This window comes from Microbulbifer variabilis (assembly GCF_052467165.1).
Window position 1 is genome coordinate 2,699,243 of record NZ_CP174301.1, and the last position, 23,046, is coordinate 2,722,288.

The following is a 23,046-nucleotide window of genomic DNA, read 5'->3' on the forward strand; positions in this document are numbered from 1 at the left end:
TTGTTCACCTTGATTTAAAAGCGCTCAAAAGAAAACTATTCAAGCGATGAACGCTTGAGGCAGAAACCTTACGATTAACTATTATTACTTCTCTTGACTGAGAAACTAACCCCGTTTGTGACGTAAGGAGACCTGGATGCCACAGCCCAATGTGCACCCCAGCAAGACTTATTTATCCCTGCTAAGATCTCAGTTTAATTTACTGCCAGCTTACAAGGTTCAAAATCCCGCTCTCCAAAGATTATTTCGGGAAGCAATAGCTGTTCAAAAAACACTTCTTACTTTCTCTTGGAACCAGCTTGAGCAGCAAGCTCGCCTATGCCTGGGGCTTGGATATGCAGAGTTTCGCAATTTACAAAGCCGCGCAGATAATGCTTCCGAACTAAATCAAATCGATCATCGAATGGGTCTGGAGTTCCTATACGTATTACGAGGTATTGCTATCAGTGAAAGCAGGGACCAATTTGCGACCAACCTTGAAGATGGCCTTCAACAAATGGATATCGATAGCCGCCTGGATAGACTCTTGGCAAAAGCCGAAGAAATGGTGGGCTCGGAAGTCCCCAACAGTATTGTGGAGCGATTGCGTACAAGGTTGGCCGACATAGGAATAAGGGCCGATATTCAGGCATCAATGGAAGGCCTGGCGAGTGGCGACACGGAAAATATCAGCCTCCTGAACGCTTACCTGCCCAATACAGATAAACCCCTGAACCCAGGCCTGGAAAGTGGTGCCGATGCGGTAATGATGTGCCTGTGTCGCGGCCTGTTGGCTTTAGTGCATGCACAATTTAATAACGCTGTGTCGACAGGAGAGCATAAACCTGGGTTCTCAACGGATGACATAGGCGAAGTTAAAGCCATCACCAGGGAATTTACAGATTTTATAGAGGGGTGGCAAAAGCAGATTTACAGCGCAGTATTGATAGGCAACCCGGAAAATATCACAAACATTTCCTTGTTATTCGCAGGGGAAATAGAACGGAACTTGCCCGCACTCATAGGAGCGCAGGCGGCTATGCATAACGTCATCCAAGAACTCTTGGGGAGAGGTAGCGGCGGCTTGGCTGAGCGGGTTGGGGATATCGCCGTTGATGCCCACTTTCTTACTCGCAAGGCCATTGCCAGCCATGTGGCCTGCTACAGACTTGCCGCGAGTACGAGCGGTTTGGAAATACCAAAAGATATTAAGGAACTGCAGAAGAATATTGCCTCAATGTCGTTTAGTACCGCACTTCCCAATGGTAAGAATGTGGAGCTGGCCAAACTCAGTAACCACTTGGACGGAGAGTTTATTGAAGTTCGTGGTTTCGTAAAAAATGTCACCTCTCCTCCTCAGGAAGGCGGCATGCTATTAAGCCACATTAAGTTGCATGACCCCTCCAGCGATGCCGAGGCAAATGCCGTGGTGCGCTTCTCTCACTTACCGCATGCCGGCGTTACCAAAGGGGCCTTTTGTAGGCTCAGCGGCATATTCAGAAAAAGCTCAAGCCTGTTAAGCGGGAGACCTGGTGTAGAGGTAGACGCTCTCGCACTTGCCGATATCGGCGAAAACAGCTTTGACATCGCATTTATGAGGCTGGCAAGCCGTTGGTTCCAGCCATGGCGGAGCAATGCAAATCTCTATTGGTCCCTTGGAGTTCAAAGCCCTGATAGTAGCGATGAAACTTCCCAGGGCGCTGCAGAGCTGCTCTTTACCCCTCTGATACGTTAACAGGAGAAGCACCATGCCACCGGATGACGGCTGCTTGTCGGAACAGGAAAGTGTTGAAATCAAATTGCTGGAATTAGAGGTACTGCTGGCGATGGCGCAGTTGGCAAAGGCCGAGTGGCACGCCGCCAAAGAGTCTGTGCGCGCTGAATGTCTCGAGACGGCCATTCCCAGCCTTCCCAACCTGCATCAAAAAGATGAGATGGATATGCCTATCGAGCCAATGGATCATGCCGTGGCCGAGTGTATCGAAACTCACCCCGATGTTTTTGCCGCGTGGGATATATTTGAGCAGGTTGCGCTCGAACTCGAAGTGGAACTGGAAGACATGCATGGACTGCTTGATGAGTGGAAATCCTGCTCACATGCGCTCCATGGGGGAGCACCGCTCAGGTAGTTGCTTCGATGCACTTTATTGCCAACTTACGCCGTCAAACTCTGGATGCCTTCGCCAGTCATCTCATTTCAGCCGATGGCTACTTGCTATCAGCCCATCGTATTACAAACCCAAACCTGCGTCTGGCTGTTGAGGTGCGCAACAGGGGCCTGCCACTCTTTGCCGATAACGGCACAAAGCAGTTAATCGATTCTGTCATTGCGAAATTCTCTGAAAAAGCCAGGGAAATCACCCGCGAGGTCAAAACTCTACGCCGAAAGCTCGGTCATCTCCCCCGCGGTCGCGAGGTCCCGCCAAGCCTACGTAAAAAAGCCGATGCACTGGCAGAATCCGTACTTGCCGACTGCACTGGACGATCCGAGTCTATCGATACCCTCCAGCTGATCGAACGTCAGCTGCTGATGAATCCCACCGACCTTATCGCCCAGGAAGACTTCGCCAGCACCTGCCTGGTGGCCTTGGACCTGGAACGGGAGATCACAGGCTGGACAGTGGAGCGCATTGCCTCACGCAACCGTCGCAGCTTAAGGCTTTGGCAAAAAGTAGCGGAAAACCCACTCTGCCAGGGGCTTGCGATATATGCGGTACTGAGTGCGATGGACTACAACACGGCCCGCGACGCCGGACAACTCGCCGCAGAAGCTGGAGTAACATCCGCAGCTATGGGGCTCGCGGGTATTTGCGGTGACCTTAATGCAACGGATTTTTACGTTAGTGGTACGGCATCCTTCAAATTGGCCCGTCCGGTCCCACGGCGTTACGTGCGCCTGGCACAAGTACTTAAAGGTATTGCAGATGGCTACCAAGACCGCAACACGCGTTTGCAAAGATTTCACTGCCTGGGCCTTGGCGCTCCATCTTTGCTGCCCATTGCCGCAGCAGCCCTGCCTACAGAAACGATAGTTACCGCCGACGCCACCAGCCCTATCCATGCCGCCGCTAAAGACCGCGTACTTTATGACCCGGAGAACTTCGGTGATCGGGCAAGCACTAAAGAGATAGTTGAACGTATTTTGGAAGGCGGTAGCTGGCCGTTTCTCAGCCCATTTACGAAATCTTTTAAGCAAAAATTTGGCCACGACCCGGATACGGCCCGGCGCTGGTGGAATACACTTGGAAACCCAGGTATCTCTTCAAAGACCCTGCGCCAAACCAGCGACCTGACCATATCCCTACCGCTATTTTGTGAGGCAGACCAGAGTATTCGCCCAGTCGCCAGGGATACCTGGATCGCACACAATCACTGGGTTCTAGGAGAACTTACCAAGGGCAGCAGTGGGCCACAGAGGCGTGATTTTGCCCATCAGATTATTGATCACTGGATTAATGGACCCTCTACGACAACCAGTCGCGGCCTTGGCGCAGCTAAAAGAATACTTGTCAATTAAGCCCAGCAACCAGATATATCGGCTTTATGATTGAGCCCATTTTATTGTGAGCGCTGTAACAACTCCCCATATCCAGTTAAAAAACAATACAAAAACCGGGGTAAGTGCACCCAATTCAAGCCCAGCCATACCTTTTCCAGCCATCACAGGAAAAACCACAAAAAGCTGGAACGCAGTGGGGAGCAAGCTCAGGATGCTGCCTTTTAACAACAACTTCGATGACAAGAAGGGAAGAATAAAAAAAAGCCCCCAAATACCCCCCCAAACTACCCTGGGATAGAGCCATTCAGCGGATAAAGTTGGGGTAATAGACACACCAAGAAATGGGGTTATTCCAAAGTCCCCAAACAGCCATACCACAACACTATTGGCTACAGCGCCCAAACAACCAGCCGCAAAGAAGATTAGTAATTTTTTCATTTTTTATTCTCGAATGCATGAAAGCGAACATCGCTATTTGTAAAAACATTCTTCTCAAAATAGCAAATTTTTAATCCCCCAGGCTTTGCCACCTTATAAACCTGAGCACTTTTCACCAAATGCCAAATCGGTTGGCACAGCAATTACAAACTAAACTGGCGCCAATAAGAAGTGATTATTAAACTAATCATTCCCTTCCCGAAGCTGTTCATCCCAGACCTAAACTGACAATTAAAACCGTAGCGAATAAAAGGTTACTCATTATCTTACCCGAGAAAACAAATTTATCTTGAATACCACTTTGTACCAATTAGCAGCTAAAAAAAATTCATCTGCATGACATAAAAAATAAATAATTAAGACGACCAAAAAACTGACCACGAAAATTTTTAAAAAGTGAGAACCAAGAGCCTAAGTGGTCGAAATCGCAACCCAAGCCGACAGAAAATACCTATCGTTTAGTCCAATAAATTCCTGTAATACATAAGTGGTACATTTATGGTGTTTAACGCCAAAAATCAACATCTAAATAGGAACAAGTACTGATGAAAGTACCAGTAGTAGGAATGCTGTACCCGATTTTATTAGGATTGGCGATACATTCTGCAAGTGCGCAGTCTTTTGATGAGAGCGCCTATCAAAATAGGCAACTGCAATATATTGAAGAGGGGGTTTCTTCCACCAATGATACCGCTGTAGTCCTGCAGGCATACACTGGCGATGAGCTCAACTGGGAGGCACTGAACAAAAACCTGGATGTCTTGCGCAATGGTGGACAAAAAAATTCAGATTTCACCCTCACCAGGCTGATCCGCATTCTGTTTTTCCGCCCGGAAATTAAAGACGAACTATTTGCCGCCCTGGATGGATACCATTTCTGGTTTAAGGAAGGCGGCACTGGGGATCATGTCTTTGCCTCTGAAAACCACATGATCATGTACACCTCTGCCCAGTACCTTTTGCAGGAAAAGTACGGTGCCTTTGCAGATGACAGAACTTATAAGCGCCTAAAGCGCTACCTGGAAGTCAAAAACCAGTACGGTTTCTACGAGTTTTACTCCCCGGTCTATTACCCCTACACCTTATCGGCGCTACTTAACCTCGTCGATTTCTCTGAAGATGCAGAAATCCGCACACTGGCCACAGGAGCTGCGCAACGCTTGCTACAGGACATCTTGCTGGTCACTAACGACCAGGGCATCCTTTTTTCAGCCGCAGGCCGCAGTAACGATGGCTATCGCAGGAACGGTTCCGGCGGTAACATCAACCGCATCATCTACCTGTTAACGGGCCTGGGCAAAGAGTCAGTAAGAACACCAAGCCCCGCAGGTGTAATGCTGGCTACCTCTGGCCTGGAGATCACCGATGAGGTCTTTGAGTATTTCGGTAAAAACCTGAATATGAATTACTCGGTAGGCCACTCTCTCGGCGATGCCAGAAACAGTCTCTATGCCGACTTCCCCCGCGAAGAACGTGTGCCCTTCTACTGGAGCCAGGGAGCCTACTTCCACCCCGACGTAGCCGCTGATACCGCTTGGTTCGCCAGTAGATATCAGCTTGAAGGGTATGAAGGGCTAAAGGCCTTTGACCAATTCCTGGGTCTTTCAGAAGCGGCTGCCCCCGCTGCCGCTAAGGCCGGAGCTGTTTTCAGCCGCAGCTCGGTGCTCTCCGGTGCCAACTTCTCCATGTATAAGGATGGTGGTGTGATGATGCACTCCATTCAGAACTACTGGGGTGGTCGTCAGGGCTACCAGCAGACCCCCTGGATCGCCACCACCGGCACCCAATCAGTCTGGGCGAAGGTTGGCGATGGCAATAGCACCATGCAAAACGACCACCTGCCCAAGATTAAGCAGGTAAACAATGTCGCCGTAATACAATACAACCCCTACCCGGAAATTGAGCTGTTCCACTCCGGCGGCTCCAACGTAGCCCTGCAGTGGCCGGAAGGGTTTGAAGAGGAAAAGCGCAGCGGCAACTGGAAGTTCGGCAAGGAAGACGACGGCTATATCGCTGTGCGTTATCCTTGTGGCAATGGTGACTCCAATACCGTTACCTGCGACTGGAACGAACAAACCTGGGTAGTGATCATGGGTAGCCAGGAGCGCTACGGTAGCTTTGAAGCCTTTAGCCAAAAGGTGATTAATGAAGTCAGCTACGATGCCGACTGGGAATGGCACGGCTCCTTCTGGAAAGGCACATTGAAATATGTGTACGACTCAGACGTAAAGTTTGATGGAACCGATATCAGCTTAACCTGGTAAACGCGATTCCTACTGTTACTGGGGAGGGGTTCCCCCTCCTCTTTATCCGATTTTAAGTTTGCAAATATTACTCCCTAAGGCTCGGGCTTGCTGCGAACTTCACCCCCTAATTTTGCCTTCTACGGAAAATCCTCTCTCGACTCTAACGCGATGCCATTCAGATTAGTTGACACTATCAACCATTTAAAATAAAGTTGACAAAGTCAATCAATCTAATGCGGTATCACTGTGAGCTACCCAGCCAATGAAATCCTGCACCAGCTGATCCACGCCTACAAAAGACAGCTGCGAGCCCGTATTCAGGAGCAAGAAATTGACCTCCCGGTAAATCATATTCGCGTGCTCAAGGGAATAGGCAAATATCCGCAGAGTACCGCGCGGTCAATCGCTCTGCGAATGAATCAGGACAAGGCCCAAATTACACGGGTACTCAATGAGTTGGTTCATTCCGCACTCATCAATAAAACCGATAACCCCGATGATCGCCGTAGTCAATTCCTTACCCCCACAGCAGCAGGAAAAAAAATTCTTGAAAAAGTGAATAACCTGGAAACAGAAGTTATCGCTGCAATGACCCACAACCTGAGCGAAAAAGAACTAAAAACTTTTGCCCATATCGCCAGCGTTATGATCGAGAACCTGACCGAACACTCTACTTCAGATTAAGGAGCCTAAATACTATGGCTGAAAAACGCACACGAGAGCTGGTCGTTTTGCGCTCCACAAAAATCTCAAAACATATGTTACGTATCACTCTGGGCGGCGATGGGTTTGAATCCTTTCCCAGTGACCAGGAAAGTGCCTATGTAAAACTGGTTTTCCCTAAGGGCGAAGGTAAACGCCCGCTAATGAGAAGCTATACCATCAGGCACCAACGGCAGACAGAAATCGATATCGACTTCGCTTTGCATGAAAATCAAGGACCGGCCTCAAATTGGGCGGCCAATGCACAACCTGGAGACTGTATTCAGATAGGAGGACCAGGCCCTAAGAAGCTGGTTAACCTTGAGGCCGACTGGTTTCTGCTTGTCGGAGATATGACCGCCCTACCCGCTATCAGCGTTAACCTGGCCCAATTACCTGATGAGGCCAGTGGATATGCGGTGATAGAGGTCCAAAGCGAATCTGATATTCAGCTACTCAAACACCCAAAAAACCTGCAACTGCACTGGGTGGTAAATCCCCTCCCCACCGGAGAGATGCTCCTGCCTAAAATTCAGGCACTGCCTTGGCCCCAAGGTCAAGCCGCCGTCTGGGCCGCTTGCGAATTTAATAGCATGCGTCAGTTACGGAAATTCTTTAAGCAGGAAAAAGAAATCCCCAAAACCCATATTTATATCTCCAGCTATTGGAAACTTGGGGACTCCGATGAAGGCCATAAACTCGCAAAAAAACTGGATAACGAGTAGATCTAAGAGTGAAATTAGTGGGCTTGTTTCTTACTAAAAAAGCAGAGTGAAAGAACAGGAAGCGTTTAAAACATGAATACCGATTACGAGCGCACAGGGATGTATTCACAGCGTGCCCCGGGTCCAACGTTTTCTTTCTCCGATCCACTAGTAACAAATCCATTTTCAGGTAAGAAATGGGGTTAGTGGGTTTTTAAGGCCTCAAGAGCAGCGTGGAGTAACACCCCACCGTTGAAGCCTTATTGGGCACTGGCACCAATTATTTGAGCGCCAAAATAGTTTGGCCGCATTTCACAATGGCTTTGCATTTTTTCCACCTCGGTGGCAGTGGCTCTCAATTTGCATAAGACAAGCCACTCTATCGATGATATCTATTTATCACGGTCTATCCATCCGATACCAGTAATTCGCGATAAAGCCCCGCTTATCTACTTGCAACGCCTGTCGGGTAATTTCTGGAACGCTATTCTCACAGTGCCATTCATAGATAGTCACCCGCCCAGTTACAACTGCCGGTATAGATTTAGATACAGGGTTGCTCTTACAGTAAGCAGTAATCGCTTCACTCGGCTCCTTCGAAGTATTCGCCTTTTCCTTGCAGGGAAGATTGGCACCGATAAAACACGCATAGACTCCGCCATCCATACAACGCCAAAAGGTGCCCCCCGCAACCCAATCCCTCGGGGCGCCCGCAGAAATACCAGCCGCCAGGTAAATACCCGTTAACACCATCTGCGGTTTTGCGGGGCCTATATAGGGTTCTTCCGGGTTATCTGCGTTGACCACAACTCGACAATAAGCCACCGGATCATTAAAGGCCCCAAGATACTTTCCTTTATTTTGCGCTTCATCAGCCAAGCCCACAGCAGTAGCCAATAAAGGAAATACACATGCGGCTAAATACATCACCCATCGAAACATTCAATGACCTCAAATATGACCTGAAAGTAACAATAAAACCGTCAAGTTGCATATCACCAATAAGTATTGTTTGAGATAACTTCTAGTCGCCAAGGGTTACGACCAGTTATCAGTCGCTATTTAGCCAAGGTAGCATAATTACCCTTGACGTCGACCAACGGCTGAATCACCATCACTAAAAACAACTTTCCAAAAAATTGCCCACAAATGAATCAAGTAGTGCCCCGGTGGGAAGGCACGAAAAACAAGCTCGATGCTATGGCGAATTTGATTCTGGGTGATACCCTGCCCCACTCTTTTAACCGATAATATTTTTAACTTTCGTATGGAATCGACCGCCACTTCAGGGAAAGATCAAATGAGTAAAACAGCGTGGGTGACCAGTGCTATCTCCCAAGCGGATACCCTTTGGCAAAATTCGCGGAAATCGATCGAAGGTAAATCCTTTAGCGATGTACAGGATGCCGATGGGCTCCAGTATGTGGATCTGGTAATGGAAGGCGGTGGCATGCTTGGCATTGCCCTGGTGGGCTACACCTATATCCTTGAGAAGGCTGGCATACGCTTTCGCAAGGTTGCGGGCACTTCTGCAGGTGCCATCAATGCGCTGTTTTTAGCCGCTGCCGGCACACCGGGCTCATGTAAGAGTGCAAAGTTACTGGATATTATGGCTAAGGCGGACTTTGCCAGCTTTGAAGACGGCGAACGTTTTGCGCGCAAAACAGTACAACGCCTGCTTAAAGGCAAAGGGCTTTTTAGTAGCCTGGCCCTGCATCCGTTCGATTCTCTACGAACCTGCAAGCAACTGTTGCGAGAAAAAGGCCTCAATCCTGGCGATGCTTTTACCCAATGGCTACAAGAGGAACTGCGCCAGCTGGGCATTACCAATACGGCACAACTCAACCAGCGTATCAATCAGTTTCCCACCCTTCACTACCGGGGGGAGCCCGATCCTATAGTAGGCAATGCAGAAGTCGCTTTGGTTGCGGCGGATATTACCACTGAAACACGAGCCGTATTCCCAGCCAAGGCACCGCTCTATTTTAGTAACCCGGATGCGGTGAATCCCGCCGAGTTCGTCCGGGCTTCCATGTCTGTGCCGGGCTTTTTCAAACCTTACACTGTGAAGGATATTCCCCAGCTGGATGAATGCAGTTCAGTGGCTGAGAACTGGCGCAGTATAAAAGGGATTGGCGATCCCCGGCTGTTCTTTAAAAATGGTTTCCCTAAAGAGATTCAGTTTGTTGATGGCGGCCTGGTATCCAACTTCCCCTTTGATATCTTCCACAAGCCAGTCGGTACTCCCAAGCTACCCACTTTTGGTATCAAGCTGGAGGTGGACCACTACCAGCCCAGGTCTGACAAGGTGGGGCGCTTTGCCATGGGGCTAATCAATACCTGCCGTAATATGCTCGACAACCATGTGCGGGCAAGCCTGAATGCGGAGTACCACACACTGGTAAAAGAGATCGCTATAGAACCGATGACCAGCGGTGAGCACCCCCACTGGCTGGACTTCGCAATGCCAGGAAAACACTGTGAGCACTTGTTCTTATCGGGCGTTAGAGCTGCGATTGAGTTCTTAAGCAGCGGTTTCCAATGGGAGGATTATCTGGTTCTGCGCCAACCGGAAGTCTTCTTCTCAGGGGAGCAACTGGCTTAAAAGAAGAAAGCCGGGTAGAACTACCCGGCCAGGGCTGTTATTAAGTGGTCAGAAAGAACGACGGCGGTAACTGCGATAGTCGGCCTGCCAAAAGTTACGCTTGAGAGATTTCTCCAGATGCTCATGGCTCACTTTGGGCGCAACTCCATCGAGCTGTGCCTGGGCAGCCACAGCCCTGGCGATATCAATGCTCACCTCTCGAATATCATCCAATTGTGGCAATAACGCGCCCTCCCCCTGCTTCACCACTGGCGCCTGCTCTGCCAGAGCATTGGAGGCTGCCATCAACATGCCGTCGGTAACCCGTGTGGCATTCGCGGCAATCACCCCAAGGCCAATACCCGGGAAGATATACACATTATTGCATTGGGCCACCGGGTGGTGATGCCCATCAATTTCCACTGCGGCAAATGGGCTGCCGGTAGCCACCAGCGCCTCTCCCTTGGTCCAGGTATATATTTCTGTAGGGGTCGCTTCAGCGCGGGAGGTGGGGTTTGACAGCGGCATCACCAGCGGGCGCTCATGGCCCTTCTGTAATGCCTCAATCACCTGCTGGTTAAATAAACCACCCTGTCCGGATACGCCAATAAGAATACTCGGCTTTACCTTGCTAATCAGGCTTTGCAGGTCTGATTCGGCTGCCCCATCCAAGATATCCGGAGACTGGGCCAGTGCAGCCTGGAAATCGTGTAGCCCCTTCATATCAGAGGTTACCAACCCATAGCGATCGAACATAAAAATGCGCGAGCGCGCATCTGCATCGCTAAGGCCAGCCTGCACCATGGCGGACACCACCTGCTCGGCAATTCCACAACCGGCGGAACCGGCACCCACAATCAGAACCCGCTGGGCCGTTAATGGCTCCTGCCAGGTTTTGCAGGCGGCCAGAATGGTCCCCAGAGTGACAGCGGCAGTGCCTTGGATATCATCATTGAAACAGCAGATTTGATCCCTGTAGCGTTGCAACAGTGGCATGGCATTGGTCTGGGCAAAATCCTCAAACTGTACCAGCACCTTGGGCCAGCGACGCTTTACCGCCTCAATAAACTGCTCTAAGAACTCATCATATTCCTCTTGGGAAATGCGCTCATGACGCCAGCCCATATACATGGGGTCGCCGAGGAGGGTGCGATTATTGGTGCCAACATCCAGGGTGACGGGAAGTGTATAAGCCGGGCTGATACCACCACAGGCGGTGTACAGGGATAGTTTTCCGATAGGAATACCCATTCCACCAATACCCTGATCGCCAAGACCGAGGATACGCTCACCATCGGTCACTACGATAACCTTGACGTTTTCCTTGGTAGCGCTTCGCAAAATATCATCAATATATTCACGGTCTGGGTAAGAGACAAACAGACCGCGATGATTGCGGTAAATGTTAGAAAATTCCTCACAGGCTGCCCCTACGGTGGGCGTATAGATGATCGGCAGCATCTCATCAATATGATGCTCAATCAGGTAAAAGAACAGGGTTTCATTATCGTCCTGAATCCCTCGCAGATATATGTGCTTGTCCAGCCCCGTCTTACATTGCTGGTACTGTAGATAAGCGCGCCGAGCCTGCTCCTCAATCGTTTCGACATTATTTGGCAGAAGCCCGGCCAGGTTGAATTCAAGTCTCTCCTCTAAAGTGAAGGCACTACCTTTATTCAACAGTGGCATCTCCAACAGGGAGGGACCGGCGTGGGGGATATAGAGTGGACGCTTTTCGTTGTTGCTCATAAACCTGCTTTAAGTCTGATACGGCAGATGGAGTAAATTGCGCTCAGCTTTTGCAATCTGACTAAATTAACTAATGCGGGTCAGGATTGTGCGCAAACCTGCCAATCCAGTGGGGCATGGAAGACTATCCATTGTTCCGCGATATAACAAGACCCACCCTTCGGCCTACCCGCCCCTAAAAAAACGCCGCTCAACTATGCTAGCTGTATTTTCACCTAAGGAGGCGGTACCGAAATCAATATCGGCGCCACTCATTTTCTGCCCAGGCAATGGAGCGCCCGGCATGCAAATAAAAAAACTGCAAAGTATTCTGATCGCCCTGTCAGTCGCGTCAGGCCTATATAGCTGCGGAAAAAATAATGGTGAGGTTGAGGAGCAACCTAATAAAAAGAACGAACAAGTCTCACAGGAAAAAAATCAGCGTGAGGTGCTTACCGCCATGGCACCGGAGATCAAAGCAGAGATAGAGGCCCAGGAAAGTTCTGACAAACGTATCGCACGCAATGTCTATTTTGGCGATACACATGTCCATACTGGCTGGTCTGTCGACGCGGGGTTGGACGGCGCAATACTCACCCCGGACGATGCTTATCAGTTTGCGCTGGGAAAGGAAGTTACTTCCAACAGCGGACTCAAAGCAAAATTAAACCGACCTTATGATTGGTTTATGATCACCGATCACTCCGACGGCATGGGCGTTATTAGTGAGATAGTCGCTGGCAACCCGGAGATGATGTCCGACCCCACCCTTAAACGCTGGCACGATGCTCTCGCCTCCGGCAGCGAGGAAGCCACCAATAATGCCAAGAGCGAGGTCATTGTTCTCCAGTCCCAAGGCAAACTCCCCAAACAGGTAATGGATCCCAAGTGGATGCGTACCGCTTGGGAGAGAACCGTTGACGCCGCAGAGCGCTATTACAAACCCGGTGAGTTCACTACTTTTATTGCTTTCGAGTGGACGGTCAATGCCGATGGCGGTGATAACCTGCATCGCAACGTCATATTTCGCGATGGAGCCGATCGCACCAAATCACTGATGCCATTGACTACTTTCGACACCCAGAACCCGGTAAAACTCTGGGAATGGATGAAGGCTTATGAGGATAAAACTGGTGGGCGAGTATTAGCGATTCCACACAACGGCAATATGTCCAATGGGCGCATGTTTATCGAGAAGCAGTTTGACGGCTCTCCCCTAACTCCAGAGTGGGCTCGGCTTCGTGCGCGCTATGAGCCACTCTATGAACTTGTTCAGGTAAAAGGGCAGAGTGAGTCTCACCCTGCCCTTTCTCCCGAGGATGAATTCGCTAATTGGGACCTTTGGGACCGCGGTAACCTAATCCTGAAACCCAAACCTCCCGGTGCCTTACAGTACGAGTATTGGCGCGAGGCTCTCAAATCCGGACTGCGCTTGGAGAAAGCCCTGGGCACCAACCCTTTTCAATACGGTGCCAATGCAGGTACAGACACTCACACAGGCCTCTCCACTCCTGATCAGGATAATTTCTACGGCAAGTTCAAAACCCTGGAACCCAGTAATAAACAACGCTGGGCCTTTCCCTTATTGAAAGGGGTTGGTGGCGAGTACTTTGGATGGGAGCAAGCCGCTTCGGGCATCACTGGTGTATGGGCTAGAGAGAATACCCGCGAAGCCATCTGGGATGCAATGAACCGCAAGGAGACCTTCGCCACCACAGGTCCCCGGATTTCCGTGCGCTTCTTTGGCGGTTATGACTATACGGATGCAGATATCAAAGGAGACATAGTGGCGAATGGCTATAAAAAAGGGGTACCGATGGGGCAAAAGCTGCCTCCCGCCACCGAGGAGCAAAAAGCGACCTTTCTTGTAGCTGTATTGAAAGACCCTCAAGGAGCTAACTTAGACCGAGTACAAATCATTAAAGGTTGGCTGGATGACAACGGGCTCACCAGGGAAAAGATCTTTAATGTAAAGTGGTCCGGTGGGCGCAAAATAGACAGTGCCGGTAAGATTCCACCTGTAGGCAACACCGTTGATCTGGACACAGCCAAATACTCGAACACTATTGGCGAACCCCAGCTGATTGGGCTTTTCAAAGACCCGGAGTTTAACCCCAAGCAAAGCGCTGTCTACTATCTGCGCGCCCTTGAAATACCGACACCTCGCTGGACGCTCTACGATAAGGTGCGTTTTGGCATTGATATGGACGAGAAGGTGCCCCTCATTCAGCAAGGGCGCGCCTTCAGCTCACCAATCTGGTACTCGCCGCAGTAAGCATCGAAAAGATTGCATTACTATTTGATAGAAATAGCAATCTTAACTTCGTTAGGGCTTGCATAGTGCTCAAAATCAGTAGTGTAAGCTCGCTCATGAGGGCAGTCCGGTGCTGAGAAATGACCCCACACTTCCCCCCAGAGATCGATAACTGCCTGGGGCATCTCACCCTGTGCGCCAAATACAAGGTACTTGCCTGGCTCTATATGAACTGTTTTAAAGTCTTCTGACATCTCCGTAGAAAGCATGTCGGAGCAGGCAAAGACATCAAACAAGCCCGTGTGGTCTGACTCATAGTTGGTATACACACCATACACCTTGGGAGTGCCACGCAATTTTGGTGCGGCTTCTGCGCCAAACTTATCCCAAAGGGGGGTAATCTTTGCAGTGCCCGGATCTGCCTCATTGGCATTCTTGGTTCTTGTACTAAGCCCCACAAGATCAAAACCTTCAATCTGCTCAACAACCATAGCCATTCCGGATTATCCTCATTATTAATATCGTTAGCATAACAACCTACCGTGAACCTCAGTAGATCGCAATCTTACTGGCTTCGAACATCTATATGTCGAATGATTCCCCTATCGACAATTACAAACTCTACGCCAGACATTTTGACAGTTTCACCCTCTTGAGTAGTGCCCTCAAAGTCAAAATCAAAACGAATAATGCCGGGTTTAACCTCCTCCACTATATTTACAATCCATTCTAACTTGCTATAAGAGCCATGATGGACCCTTTGCATCACCATAATATCTTTCACACCCAGATAGAGTGCGCCATCTCGCGCACAGAATGTGGAAGACTGATCAAATAGATTTTCTATCTCGACAAAATTACTCTGATTTGAAAGGTCAAAGTAATATTTTGCCAATTCTAATGCCTCTGACATAAACTCACCGTCTTACAAGAATGAAAACTAAGCTATAAATTAATCATCAGTAGGTGCATACTGCATTAAAAAATGTACCGCATCTGTGTGCTGGTTTGGAGAAAAGCACTTCATATCAATACCTCGAAACAGCTTATCCTCAACACCTACAACTTTCTTAAGCCACTCTTTATCAGTCAAAATCGCCACGGCACATATATTTGAGATGCCAACCTCAAATAGGTACTTGAACTTCTCTACAACTGCCGAAAACTCCAGGCCATCGAATGACTCTATTTCTTCGTAAATTGTGATCTTTTCATATTTCTCCCCAAGGGCTTTCATCTGGTCAAATGCCTCAGAAATATCACTTTCAGTAATATCTCCAGATATTTTGAATGCAAGGGCATTAGGTATACCGATATCAATGGTTGTAATCATTTGTTTATTCCTAATTTGAGGTCAGCAATGTCCGAACCCTTAAACCGGGATAGATAGCGGCCAGCCTCTTAAACTTAAAGCTATCTACCACCTTTTCGTTAAAAAATAATTACTGAATAGACTGCCATTGTGCTTTCAGGGCATTGACAAATAGTTTATCCCTACCATCTACGCCAGAAACATAGAGGATGAAGTCACTACCATCCTTCCTAAGGATGGTGACCGTGGTATTATCCTCCAAGCCCCCCCATTCAACCTGGATATCTTCTACTTTGTCATAAGTCGCCACTTCTTTCTGTAATACCCCTTCCTCTTTCCAATAAGAAAATACATGACGTTGAGTGAAGCCGTTCCCATCATCTCTCACAAATAAAAGGGCATCACTATAAAAATATTCAACTTCATCTTTTGGTTTTATTATCCCCTGTCTTTGCATAAACTTAATGTTATCAGCCGAAATTTCGCTGCCATCTATTACCGCTTCGCTCGGAGTCAACCCAACTTCGCCTCCTATTTGAATCACATATAGAGGTAGGCCAAGTAAAATCAATAGAACATGCCTAATACCCCAACGGGAATTATTTATCTCTGCAGATGATTTGGCACCATTAACAAAAATCATATAATTTGCTAGAGGCAATATAGCTAATGCACTTATCAGCAAGGATAGCAAGACGTAATCTGTAATATGTCCTAAAATCGACGAGACTAGAAAGATTATAGCCAATAGGATTGCCAATTTTTTACCAGGCAAGTGAGAAACACCAAAACGGTTTACGCTATCCTCTTTTAGATTGTTCCAAAGGGGGAAATACCAAAATTCGTTAAATATCCCTCTGGCAACCGGCATGATTGCGCTGTTCTCCTGTACCCGAATATACTTAAAATTCCTATAGAACCAATAGACACCAAATAATCCAAAAGTAAAAATCCACATCGCTATCAACTTACCTAGAGAAACTGGGTAATAAATCGCGTCTTGTTTAACTGGATTTTTCCATCTTTCATAACGCCACATAAAAATAAGCAGCACATAGAAAGATGCATATATATAAATAAATGTGGCGACAGACAACTGAGACACCAACCCCCCTTCGCCCTCATTTACTATAGAAGAATTTGTATACCGTTTGTAGACACCATAGCTCAAGTGATTTTCTACCCTTTCAATTGCCTCAATGTAAGACTTGTAATCTTCAGCCTTAACATGATCAATCTTGCTTTGGTATGAATACTCTAACCTCAGTTTTTTAGTGGCTTCCTGATAATCAACGGTATTCTTGAAGTGGAAAAATTTGTTATCTTCCTCAAAAAACTCATTATCAAAGGACCAATCATCCCCTTCAAAGTTGACTTCGATGATCTGCTCGATTAGCTCCGGATACAATAATTCTAGAGGGTGCCGCCTATTCCTATCATCATATTTTGAAATCGCCGAACTGACAATATTTGCATAAAAATCAACTTCATACCGCTCTCTTTCAGGCTTATTCTCCCAGAACTCTTCAATCCTATATTGCTCGGTATAAGAAAAAATATTCCTCTCAAGATCATCTTCAAATTCAACTATAGTTTCAACTTCAATACCAGGATAATAGCCTTCAAAAAATTCCAGATATCCATTCTGAATTGAGTCTCGCCCATTACTCGCCAAACCTCGCCTTTGTCTTTCAGCATTCCATCCATAATTAACAGTCTTTGACTTAAATGCTACAGAGCCTTCAGTAGGAATATTGAACTCATCCTTTACAAACACACCAAATTTTGCAAAAGTCGGGTGCATTTCTGTTAAGTTATCGACGCCAGGTCTTAGTACGAGTGCTTTTCCATAGTCTGGTTGGTGGATTGTATCTAAAGCACCATGCTGATAGCTTCTAGTCGGGTCTACCCAGTACTCTTTACCCTCAAACTCAAAATAGGTAATGACATGATCAAAGGATCTGACACTAGGGATTTTATTCTTTAACTTTGACTCCGTATTAACTAACGCAGGATAACCTATAACTCCTAACTCTTTTAGTAGAGTAAGAAATAGTACGGTTTTATCTTTACAGTCACCATAGCGGTTTCTTAATGTCTCACTCGCCAATCTGGGCTTATGCGAATTTTCCCCCAACTCTATTCCTAAATAACGCACCTCATCCTGAACAAACTTTAGTGCAGCCGATATCTGGGAACCCTTATCTGATGAGTTTGATTTTATATTATCTGCTAGCTTCGAGATATCTTCATTAATATGATATACATCCTCATACAACCCTCTCCCCCAAATACCAACATCTTCCCATGTCTCAGACTCACTAAAGTAAACAGCCCCCCATGGACTAAACCAGGAGGGGGTATCATCATCAGACTTCAAAGGGTCAATTTTACTATCCTGTAAAATAAACTCATTGGCATCACCTAGATTCCGTCGTTTTAATTCTAAATCACTATTTACGATCGAGTACTGGAGAGGATTTGGCTTTTCCCAAAGTATGCGAAGAAAATGACTTTCTAATGGAACAGACCAGTTAAGATTGAAACTATAAGCAAATAGCCCTTGATAGACAGGGTTCATTCCCGAGCGAGTATAGCTATACTCTACAACATCCCCTACCCTAATGTCATCCAGAAGAATATTTAATGTTATTTGGCCACTATAAATCAATTCACTCATTTCTTCTTCACGCTGTATGTAATCCATACGCGCTGTATTGATTTTATTTAACACTTCTCCATTTCGTATAACATTAATAGAGTGCAGAACTACTTTTTGATAGACAGGATCATAGTTAATGCTAATCTGCGAACTCTCATCTACTCCCTCTTGATTAATAATGTTTTCAGCCATCCGGAAGAAATAATCCGGCGCCTTCTCCTCACCCACTTTAACTTGTGTATCTAACAGCAAGTAATGAACTCCATTCTGAATTTTGCCATTTGGAGTCTTACTTACTTCAGGAATAACTACATTTGTTACCCATTCTGGTACAGGTGAGGTTGCAACTTCCTCCTCAGCCCAAATTTTTCCAGCCCCACTCAACAAACAACCAATTAAAACCACTTTTACTAACGAAACAATTCTAATATTCATCTTTCTTTTTAAAGTGTAAAAATACTCACCAACAAAAACGACAACAAATCTACTACCAACTCAAAGTTATTGTTCTCACTACCACTCAAAAGCAGCCTGAAATACTGCCTCACCTGGAACTAAAATACCAAATACCACCCACTTAAGTTGACATCTTCGATTAAAGTATTATCGATTTCCAATCGAATACGGAAAAAACCTTAAACAACATGGTCGACCTCTTATGTTTGCAATAAAACAAATGACACGTAATTTATCATCTCTAAGTTAAAAAATATACTTTTTAACTTCTCGAAACCACCCACAACTGTAATAATTATTCAAAAATTGAATATATCCAGATTATATATGCACACAAGCATCCCTATTAATAAGTAGCAACCCTAAACTGAAATGCCCAGACATATTTCTATCGGTAAAAACAGTTCAGTATTCTGAGGTGGTGACTTTGAAACTTGTATTTCTACCTGGCCTGGATGGCACTGACATCTTATTTAACGACCTGATAAAAGCACTCCCCAAGACACTAAATTACGAGGCAATTTCTCTCCCAGAATTAGAAGGGCAAGACTACTCAGAACAAGCAGTATCACTAGAAAAATTGACAAAGGAAGAAATCCTTTTCCTGGTTACGGAGTTCTATTCCGGCAGGTTAGCCTATGAGCCATGTCAATTAACAGAGAATAGAGTAAAAGAGATTGTCTTTATTGTTAGCTTTGTCTCACCACCATCAGCCATATCCAGATTTTCTAAATGGCTGCCAGTTTGGATTATGAAACCCAATTTCGTAAGCCGATTGATAGTCAACTTCTCAGGCTTCAATGGTTATGACACAGACGAAAAATTTCAGCAGCTTTTTCAGTCATTGAAGCAAACGAATACAGATATACTAAAACAACGATTTACAAATATTACAGAAATAGACACACCAATTCGAAAATTCAGCATAGCTGCGGTTTATATCCGCCCTGTGAATGACTATTTAGTAGTCAAAGAGGTTAATTAAAACTTTGAGTTTTCTATTTGAGTCCTTGGAGATTATCAGTTTGCCGGGCGGACATTTTGTCTCGCAGTCTAAGTCAGTTGAATGCGCAGGGATTATAGAATTTATTGCGTATTTAGCACTCAATGCCAACAATCACTACTTGTCAGAGTGATAATTGGCACCACTTCAAAAACTACTAATTTTGCCCATCTATTACTCACATAAGAGTGCTCCTAAACTTTATTAGCAATTAGCGCCAAACCAATTATATCGATCTGATTATCAATACACTTAGAGCTAACAAGAAAATAAATGTACTTTTTGAAAAAAATTTTAAAGGTATTTAGGCAGGCAATTCCTGCCTAAATAAAATAGATAAGATTTAATAGAAAGGCCCCATTAGAAAAATTCTCTTAGGGGCCTTTCTATCCTACGCTCCTCGGCCCACCAATAAGGTGGTACAAAATAGGTCAACCTTATTAGGGCATGGCGCATTGACGATCTGGATATGGGAAGCTCTCATTCAGTGTTCTGTAAGAAGAGCCGGCATCAAGAATCCAATCAAAACCTATCACAGTAGGATTGGTTACTCCAGCGGTTAACGGTCCCTTAAACAAACCATCAAACAAATCATTTTTTGCACGCCAGTCTTTCCATAGCACAAAACCTGATGATGTAGAGAAGTTATCAAAGAAACGGTATTTGTCTTCACTCCCAATAGATCTTGGTAACGGTGGTGCACACAACATCCATTGATGATTACCGTCGATGCTTTTGAAGGCACCAGCAACAAGATTATCAGCGCTTAACCCATTAAAAATAGACTCGCTCAAACCTTGAGTCCTGGCTAATGCTTTCAGCCCCTCCGTATCCAGCAAGGCTAGCTTCGCCAAAGTAATGGCATTTGCTACTACCGGATACTCACTCACACTGTAGTCGCCATTACCATCCAGGCGCATCTCTGCTGTGACTCGATAAGCCATATCTGGGATTTTAACCAAATGCTGAGTATTGGATTCATTTTTCGAATACCAGGTATTCAGCGCAGTATCGGTCATGGGTGCATCAAGCAGGTCGAGTAACTCCTTGAATTCGGTGGGCAGCACATCTTCCACCTCTTCAATCGCATACTCCTTTACCTCCCCCTTTAACCCATCAATTGCCTTTCGGAGCTCTTCTCTGGCATCAACCAAGGTTCCAGGTATTGGAGCATTCTCAAGAATATCTAAAACATCTGAGAGCGCATCGATCATACCACTGGTGTTCTTCCAGATATCACAGGCCTGGGACGGTACACCGATGAAGGTAGGACCATAGCACGACACCCAATCCGACAAAGGATCCACGCTACTGGCATTTTTATTCATGGTATTTACCATCATGGTAGCCGTAGTACGAGTATATTCTGTCATTGCAACATCAACACTCGACTGCCACATCTCGAATATTGATTGAATTGGACTCATATTGCTATTCAGAAGCTGCATCAAATCCACCGCAGCATCTTGAATCGCATACAAGTGATCCTCAGCCTCCTTCATTTTTTCGTAAGCGGCCTTAACGTCCTTAATATTCTTTTCGGCCAAATCATTAACTTCATCCTCAAGTTTATGAATGGCATCAAGGGCTGCATAGTCAGCCGAATAAACCATCTTTGACAGGTTTTCGCAAACACCTACATCATCTGAGATGAGCTTATCAGCCTGCATACTGATTATCATTTTTTCTGATTCCGCCTCACGAACCCAAAAATGATCTACAACATTGTGATCGATACTTAGGCGAACCCTCCAATCATATTTTTTATCATTGACAATAGGGATAAAAATGTTACTTGTTGCAATAGGAATAAATGGTGCCTGAGTATTCTTTCGCGCCAACCCCAAAACATTTGTAACACCATCAACCATAAAATTATAATGATTTAAATACTTTTTCTTTCTCACTTGGGCGCTTGGATGCGTCAACTCTATATTATCTATCTCATTTTTTAAGTCATTAGCCCATTCATTTAAATAGAAATCAGAGTGAAGTTGATACGCTGATATTCCTCGAGCATCTTGATACCAATGATCCTCTCCATCACCATTAAACCAGCTTCCAGGATCCGTAGCTAACTTTATTAAGTCCTCTAAACTATCGACGCCCAACATATTAGCAATTGGATCAAGATCAATTGCCTTATCAACCAAGCCAGTGGGATCAATTGATTTAATTGCGAATTCGCAGCCATTAATAGCCACCTCACTACGCCAGTCTAATAAAGCCTTTTCAAGCTCTTGCTTCTTATTGGTTAGATTAGAGTGAGAAGACTGAACTTTATCCAGCGCAGAAGTTACCGAATAAAATCCAAAATCATCAAAGTCCCGCTTATAACTAAGGATTTTATTATTGATCGACTGAAGCTTATCTACTGCGACATTGGCCTCATCGATAAGGTCATTGCCAATATCTACAAGATCACTGGCAAGTGATTCTGGCACATTATAACCAGTATAATATTCGATCAAGTACTGAACTACCCAAACATCAATGGCGTGCCAATAGCCATCAGCATCTGTTGCCTGCCGATAGAGCTGTTCTCTAAACTTCGAAATCGAAGCCAAGTGAGAAGCCATCGGGTTTTTCCCGTATTGATCCGTAGGGATATCCGCATAAATAAGCTTGTCTCGAAGAAACTCGAACAGTTCATCATCATTCAAGTCAATTCTCTGGTGGGGCTCACCAAGTGCTTTACCCAGATAGTCGCGTAACACAGGCACCCTAGAATCAATGTAAGATTCAAGAGCTATATGGCGCTTTTCATTTAAACTTTCACCATCAAAAATAGCAAAAATATCACCCGAGTACTGGTTTACATAGGTGTGAGCGAATACATCCGCTGAGGCATGCCCGAGGTATCCATAGATATAAGCTTTTCCTATATTAGAGGTGTCCTTCTGGGTCAGCAAGTACTTTAGCCAATCGTCTGTGTTATAACGCGTGCTATCCTCTTGAACTATCGCATCACCAGCCTCATTTTTATCCAGTGCTCCAGGGTGAACGCTGGTCTGCCCAACTACAAAATCGGGAGAAGCATCAGGCCCTATATTGCCAAGCAGATAAGCGGACTGATTCTTCAGGATCGCTGAAGAAACATCATCTGGAACATCGATATCATAGTAATTATTATTGATTTCAAAAGTCAGCTTGCCATCATCAGCAAGATCATTGATTACTTGTTGACCAACAAATACATGACTCTTTAACTTAAAAGCCCAGCTCTGATTAGTTGCCAACAACCCCAAAAGAAGGCAGGCAAACTGCCCCCCTATCCCCTTTTTTCTAGCAAACATCCGATATACTTCTTAATGATAAAAGAAGGATTGTATCAAGCTTAAGATCTTATATATAGTTAAAGATTAACTGTTCATCCTTTATCCATAGCCTACAAAATTTATAAGGCGAACAAATTTTACACAGACTTATAGGGTAGGTCTGTTTAATTAGACATTCAGCAATAATTTGGTTTAAATTTT

Annotated in this window: 17 protein-coding genes; 9 read left to right on the top strand and 8 right to left on the bottom strand. The window is 45.9% G+C overall.

The window, feature by feature from the left end:
* The first annotated feature begins 136 nt into the window (after positions 1-136).
* Genes ACJJIP_RS11965 through ACJJIP_RS11975 form a run of 3 tightly spaced genes read left to right on the top strand, consistent with a single transcriptional unit; the run spans position 137 to position 3,496 of the window.
* Entirely contained in the window at positions 137-1,714 is a 1,578-nt protein-coding gene (locus tag ACJJIP_RS11965) for a hypothetical protein (protein ID WP_444945202.1), read from the top strand.
* A 13-nt stretch (positions 1,715-1,727) separates the two neighbouring features.
* A complete protein-coding gene (locus ACJJIP_RS11970; RefSeq protein WP_020415053.1) occupies positions 1,728-2,108 on the top strand; it encodes a hypothetical protein in 381 nt (126 codons plus the stop codon).
* 8 nt (positions 2,109-2,116) lie between these two features.
* Positions 2,117-3,496, top strand: a complete 1,380-nt coding sequence (locus ACJJIP_RS11975) for a hypothetical protein (RefSeq protein ID WP_444945203.1) — start codon at positions 2,117-2,119, stop codon at positions 3,494-3,496.
* Positions 3,497-3,520: 24 nt separating this feature from the next.
* Here the strand turns inward: ACJJIP_RS11975 and ACJJIP_RS11980 are convergent, their stop codons facing one another.
* A complete protein-coding gene (locus ACJJIP_RS11980) occupies positions 3,521-3,916 on the bottom strand; it encodes a hypothetical protein (RefSeq protein WP_444945204.1) in 396 nt (131 codons plus the stop codon).
* A 545-nt stretch (positions 3,917-4,461) separates the two neighbouring features.
* Here ACJJIP_RS11980 and ACJJIP_RS11985 point away from each other — a divergent pair.
* The 3 genes from ACJJIP_RS11985 to ACJJIP_RS11995 all read left to right on the top strand — a co-directional run bounded on the left by ACJJIP_RS11985 (position 4,462) and on the right by ACJJIP_RS11995 (position 7,589).
* Complete coding sequence (locus ACJJIP_RS11985) at positions 4,462-6,180, top strand: hypothetical protein (RefSeq protein WP_444945205.1); 1,719 nt, start codon at positions 4,462-4,464, stop codon at positions 6,178-6,180.
* Positions 6,181-6,408: 228 nt separating this feature from the next.
* Positions 6,409-6,846, top strand: a complete 438-nt coding sequence (locus tag ACJJIP_RS11990) for a MarR family winged helix-turn-helix transcriptional regulator (protein WP_020415049.1) — start codon at positions 6,409-6,411, stop codon at positions 6,844-6,846.
* 14 nt (positions 6,847-6,860) lie between these two features.
* A complete protein-coding gene (locus ACJJIP_RS11995) occupies positions 6,861-7,589 on the top strand; it encodes a siderophore-interacting protein (protein WP_020415048.1) in 729 nt (242 codons plus the stop codon).
* A 378-nt stretch (positions 7,590-7,967) separates the two neighbouring features.
* On the opposite strand, the gene ACJJIP_RS12000 is transcribed toward ACJJIP_RS11995, so the two are convergent.
* Complete coding sequence (locus ACJJIP_RS12000; protein ID WP_444945206.1) at positions 7,968-8,510, bottom strand: hypothetical protein; 543 nt, start codon at positions 8,508-8,510, stop codon at positions 7,968-7,970.
* 358 nt (positions 8,511-8,868) lie between these two features.
* Between ACJJIP_RS12000 and ACJJIP_RS12005 the strand changes: the two genes are divergently transcribed.
* On the top strand, positions 8,869-10,173 hold the full coding sequence (locus ACJJIP_RS12005) for a patatin-like phospholipase family protein (protein WP_444945207.1): 1,305 nt from the start codon (positions 8,869-8,871) through the stop codon (positions 10,171-10,173).
* 48 nt (positions 10,174-10,221) lie between these two features.
* Here the strand turns inward: ACJJIP_RS12005 and ACJJIP_RS12010 are convergent, their stop codons facing one another.
* On the bottom strand, positions 10,222-11,901 hold the full coding sequence (locus ACJJIP_RS12010; protein ID WP_444901766.1) for an NAD-dependent malic enzyme: 1,680 nt from the start codon (positions 11,899-11,901) through the stop codon (positions 10,222-10,224).
* Positions 11,902-12,184: 283 nt separating this feature from the next.
* Between ACJJIP_RS12010 and ACJJIP_RS12015 the strand changes: the two genes are divergently transcribed.
* Positions 12,185-14,155: a DUF3604 domain-containing protein gene (locus tag ACJJIP_RS12015; RefSeq protein ID WP_353375192.1), complete on the top strand. Its 1,971-nt coding sequence runs from the start codon at positions 12,185-12,187 to the stop codon at positions 14,153-14,155.
* Between the two features lie 20 nt (positions 14,156-14,175).
* Here ACJJIP_RS12015 and ACJJIP_RS12020 read toward each other — a convergent pair whose 3' ends face one another.
* The 4 genes from ACJJIP_RS12020 to ACJJIP_RS12035 all read right to left on the bottom strand — a co-directional run bounded on the left by ACJJIP_RS12020 (position 14,176) and on the right by ACJJIP_RS12035 (position 18,543).
* A complete protein-coding gene (locus tag ACJJIP_RS12020; RefSeq protein ID WP_020415042.1) occupies positions 14,176-14,631 on the bottom strand; it encodes a GyrI-like domain-containing protein in 456 nt (151 codons plus the stop codon).
* A gap of 68 nt (positions 14,632-14,699) precedes the next feature.
* A complete protein-coding gene (locus ACJJIP_RS12025) occupies positions 14,700-15,047 on the bottom strand; it encodes a hypothetical protein (protein ID WP_444945208.1) in 348 nt (115 codons plus the stop codon).
* 39 nt (positions 15,048-15,086) lie between these two features.
* Positions 15,087-15,467 carry a SpoIIAA family protein gene (locus ACJJIP_RS12030; protein WP_020415040.1) on the bottom strand — a complete coding sequence of 127 codons (381 nt, stop codon included), beginning with the start codon at positions 15,465-15,467 and terminating at the stop codon, positions 15,087-15,089.
* A gap of 109 nt (positions 15,468-15,576) precedes the next feature.
* Entirely contained in the window at positions 15,577-18,543 is a 2,967-nt protein-coding gene (locus tag ACJJIP_RS12035) for a DUF3857 domain-containing transglutaminase family protein (protein WP_444945209.1), read from the bottom strand.
* Positions 18,544-18,991: 448 nt separating this feature from the next.
* Here ACJJIP_RS12035 and ACJJIP_RS12040 point away from each other — a divergent pair, with 448 nt between their 5' ends.
* Positions 18,992-19,549 carry a hypothetical protein gene (locus ACJJIP_RS12040; RefSeq protein WP_444945210.1) on the top strand — a complete coding sequence of 186 codons (558 nt, stop codon included), beginning with the start codon at positions 18,992-18,994 and terminating at the stop codon, positions 19,547-19,549.
* A gap of 458 nt (positions 19,550-20,007) precedes the next feature.
* Here the strand turns inward: ACJJIP_RS12040 and ACJJIP_RS12045 are convergent, their stop codons facing one another.
* A complete protein-coding gene (locus tag ACJJIP_RS12045; protein WP_444945211.1) occupies positions 20,008-22,863 on the bottom strand; it encodes a zinc dependent phospholipase C family protein in 2,856 nt (951 codons plus the stop codon).
* Between the last annotated feature and the right edge of the window lie 183 nt (positions 22,864-23,046).

Excerpts from the sequence above, each read along its gene's own strand:
- ACJJIP_RS11965 (WP_444945202.1), top strand. The coding sequence starts at position 137 with ATGCCACAGCCCAATGTGCACCCCAGCAAGACTTATTTATCCCTGCTA.
- ACJJIP_RS11970 (WP_020415053.1), top strand. The coding sequence starts at position 1,728 with ATGCCACCGGATGACGGCTGCTTGTCGGAACAGGAAAGTGTTGAAATC.
- ACJJIP_RS11975 (WP_444945203.1), top strand. The coding sequence starts at position 2,117 with ATGCACTTTATTGCCAACTTACGCCGTCAAACTCTGGATGCCTTCGCC.
- ACJJIP_RS11980 (WP_444945204.1), bottom strand. The coding sequence starts at position 3,916 with ATGAAAAAATTACTAATCTTCTTTGCGGCTGGTTGTTTGGGCGCTGTA.
- ACJJIP_RS11985 (WP_444945205.1), top strand. The coding sequence starts at position 4,462 with ATGAAAGTACCAGTAGTAGGAATGCTGTACCCGATTTTATTAGGATTG.
- ACJJIP_RS11995 (WP_020415048.1), top strand. The coding sequence starts at position 6,861 with ATGGCTGAAAAACGCACACGAGAGCTGGTCGTTTTGCGCTCCACAAAA.
- ACJJIP_RS12000 (WP_444945206.1), bottom strand. The coding sequence starts at position 8,510 with ATGTTTCGATGGGTGATGTATTTAGCCGCATGTGTATTTCCTTTATTG.
- ACJJIP_RS12005 (WP_444945207.1), top strand. The coding sequence starts at position 8,869 with ATGAGTAAAACAGCGTGGGTGACCAGTGCTATCTCCCAAGCGGATACC.
- ACJJIP_RS12010 (WP_444901766.1), bottom strand. The coding sequence starts at position 11,901 with ATGAGCAACAACGAAAAGCGTCCACTCTATATCCCCCACGCCGGTCCC.
- ACJJIP_RS12015 (WP_353375192.1), top strand. The coding sequence starts at position 12,185 with ATGCAAATAAAAAAACTGCAAAGTATTCTGATCGCCCTGTCAGTCGCG.
- ACJJIP_RS12020 (WP_020415042.1), bottom strand. The coding sequence starts at position 14,631 with ATGGCTATGGTTGTTGAGCAGATTGAAGGTTTTGATCTTGTGGGGCTT.
- ACJJIP_RS12025 (WP_444945208.1), bottom strand. The coding sequence starts at position 15,047 with ATGTCAGAGGCATTAGAATTGGCAAAATATTACTTTGACCTTTCAAAT.
- ACJJIP_RS12030 (WP_020415040.1), bottom strand. The coding sequence starts at position 15,467 with ATGATTACAACCATTGATATCGGTATACCTAATGCCCTTGCATTCAAA.
- ACJJIP_RS12035 (WP_444945209.1), bottom strand. The coding sequence starts at position 18,543 with ATGAATATTAGAATTGTTTCGTTAGTAAAAGTGGTTTTAATTGGTTGT.
- ACJJIP_RS12045 (WP_444945211.1), bottom strand. The coding sequence starts at position 22,863 with ATGTTTGCTAGAAAAAAGGGGATAGGGGGGCAGTTTGCCTGCCTTCTT.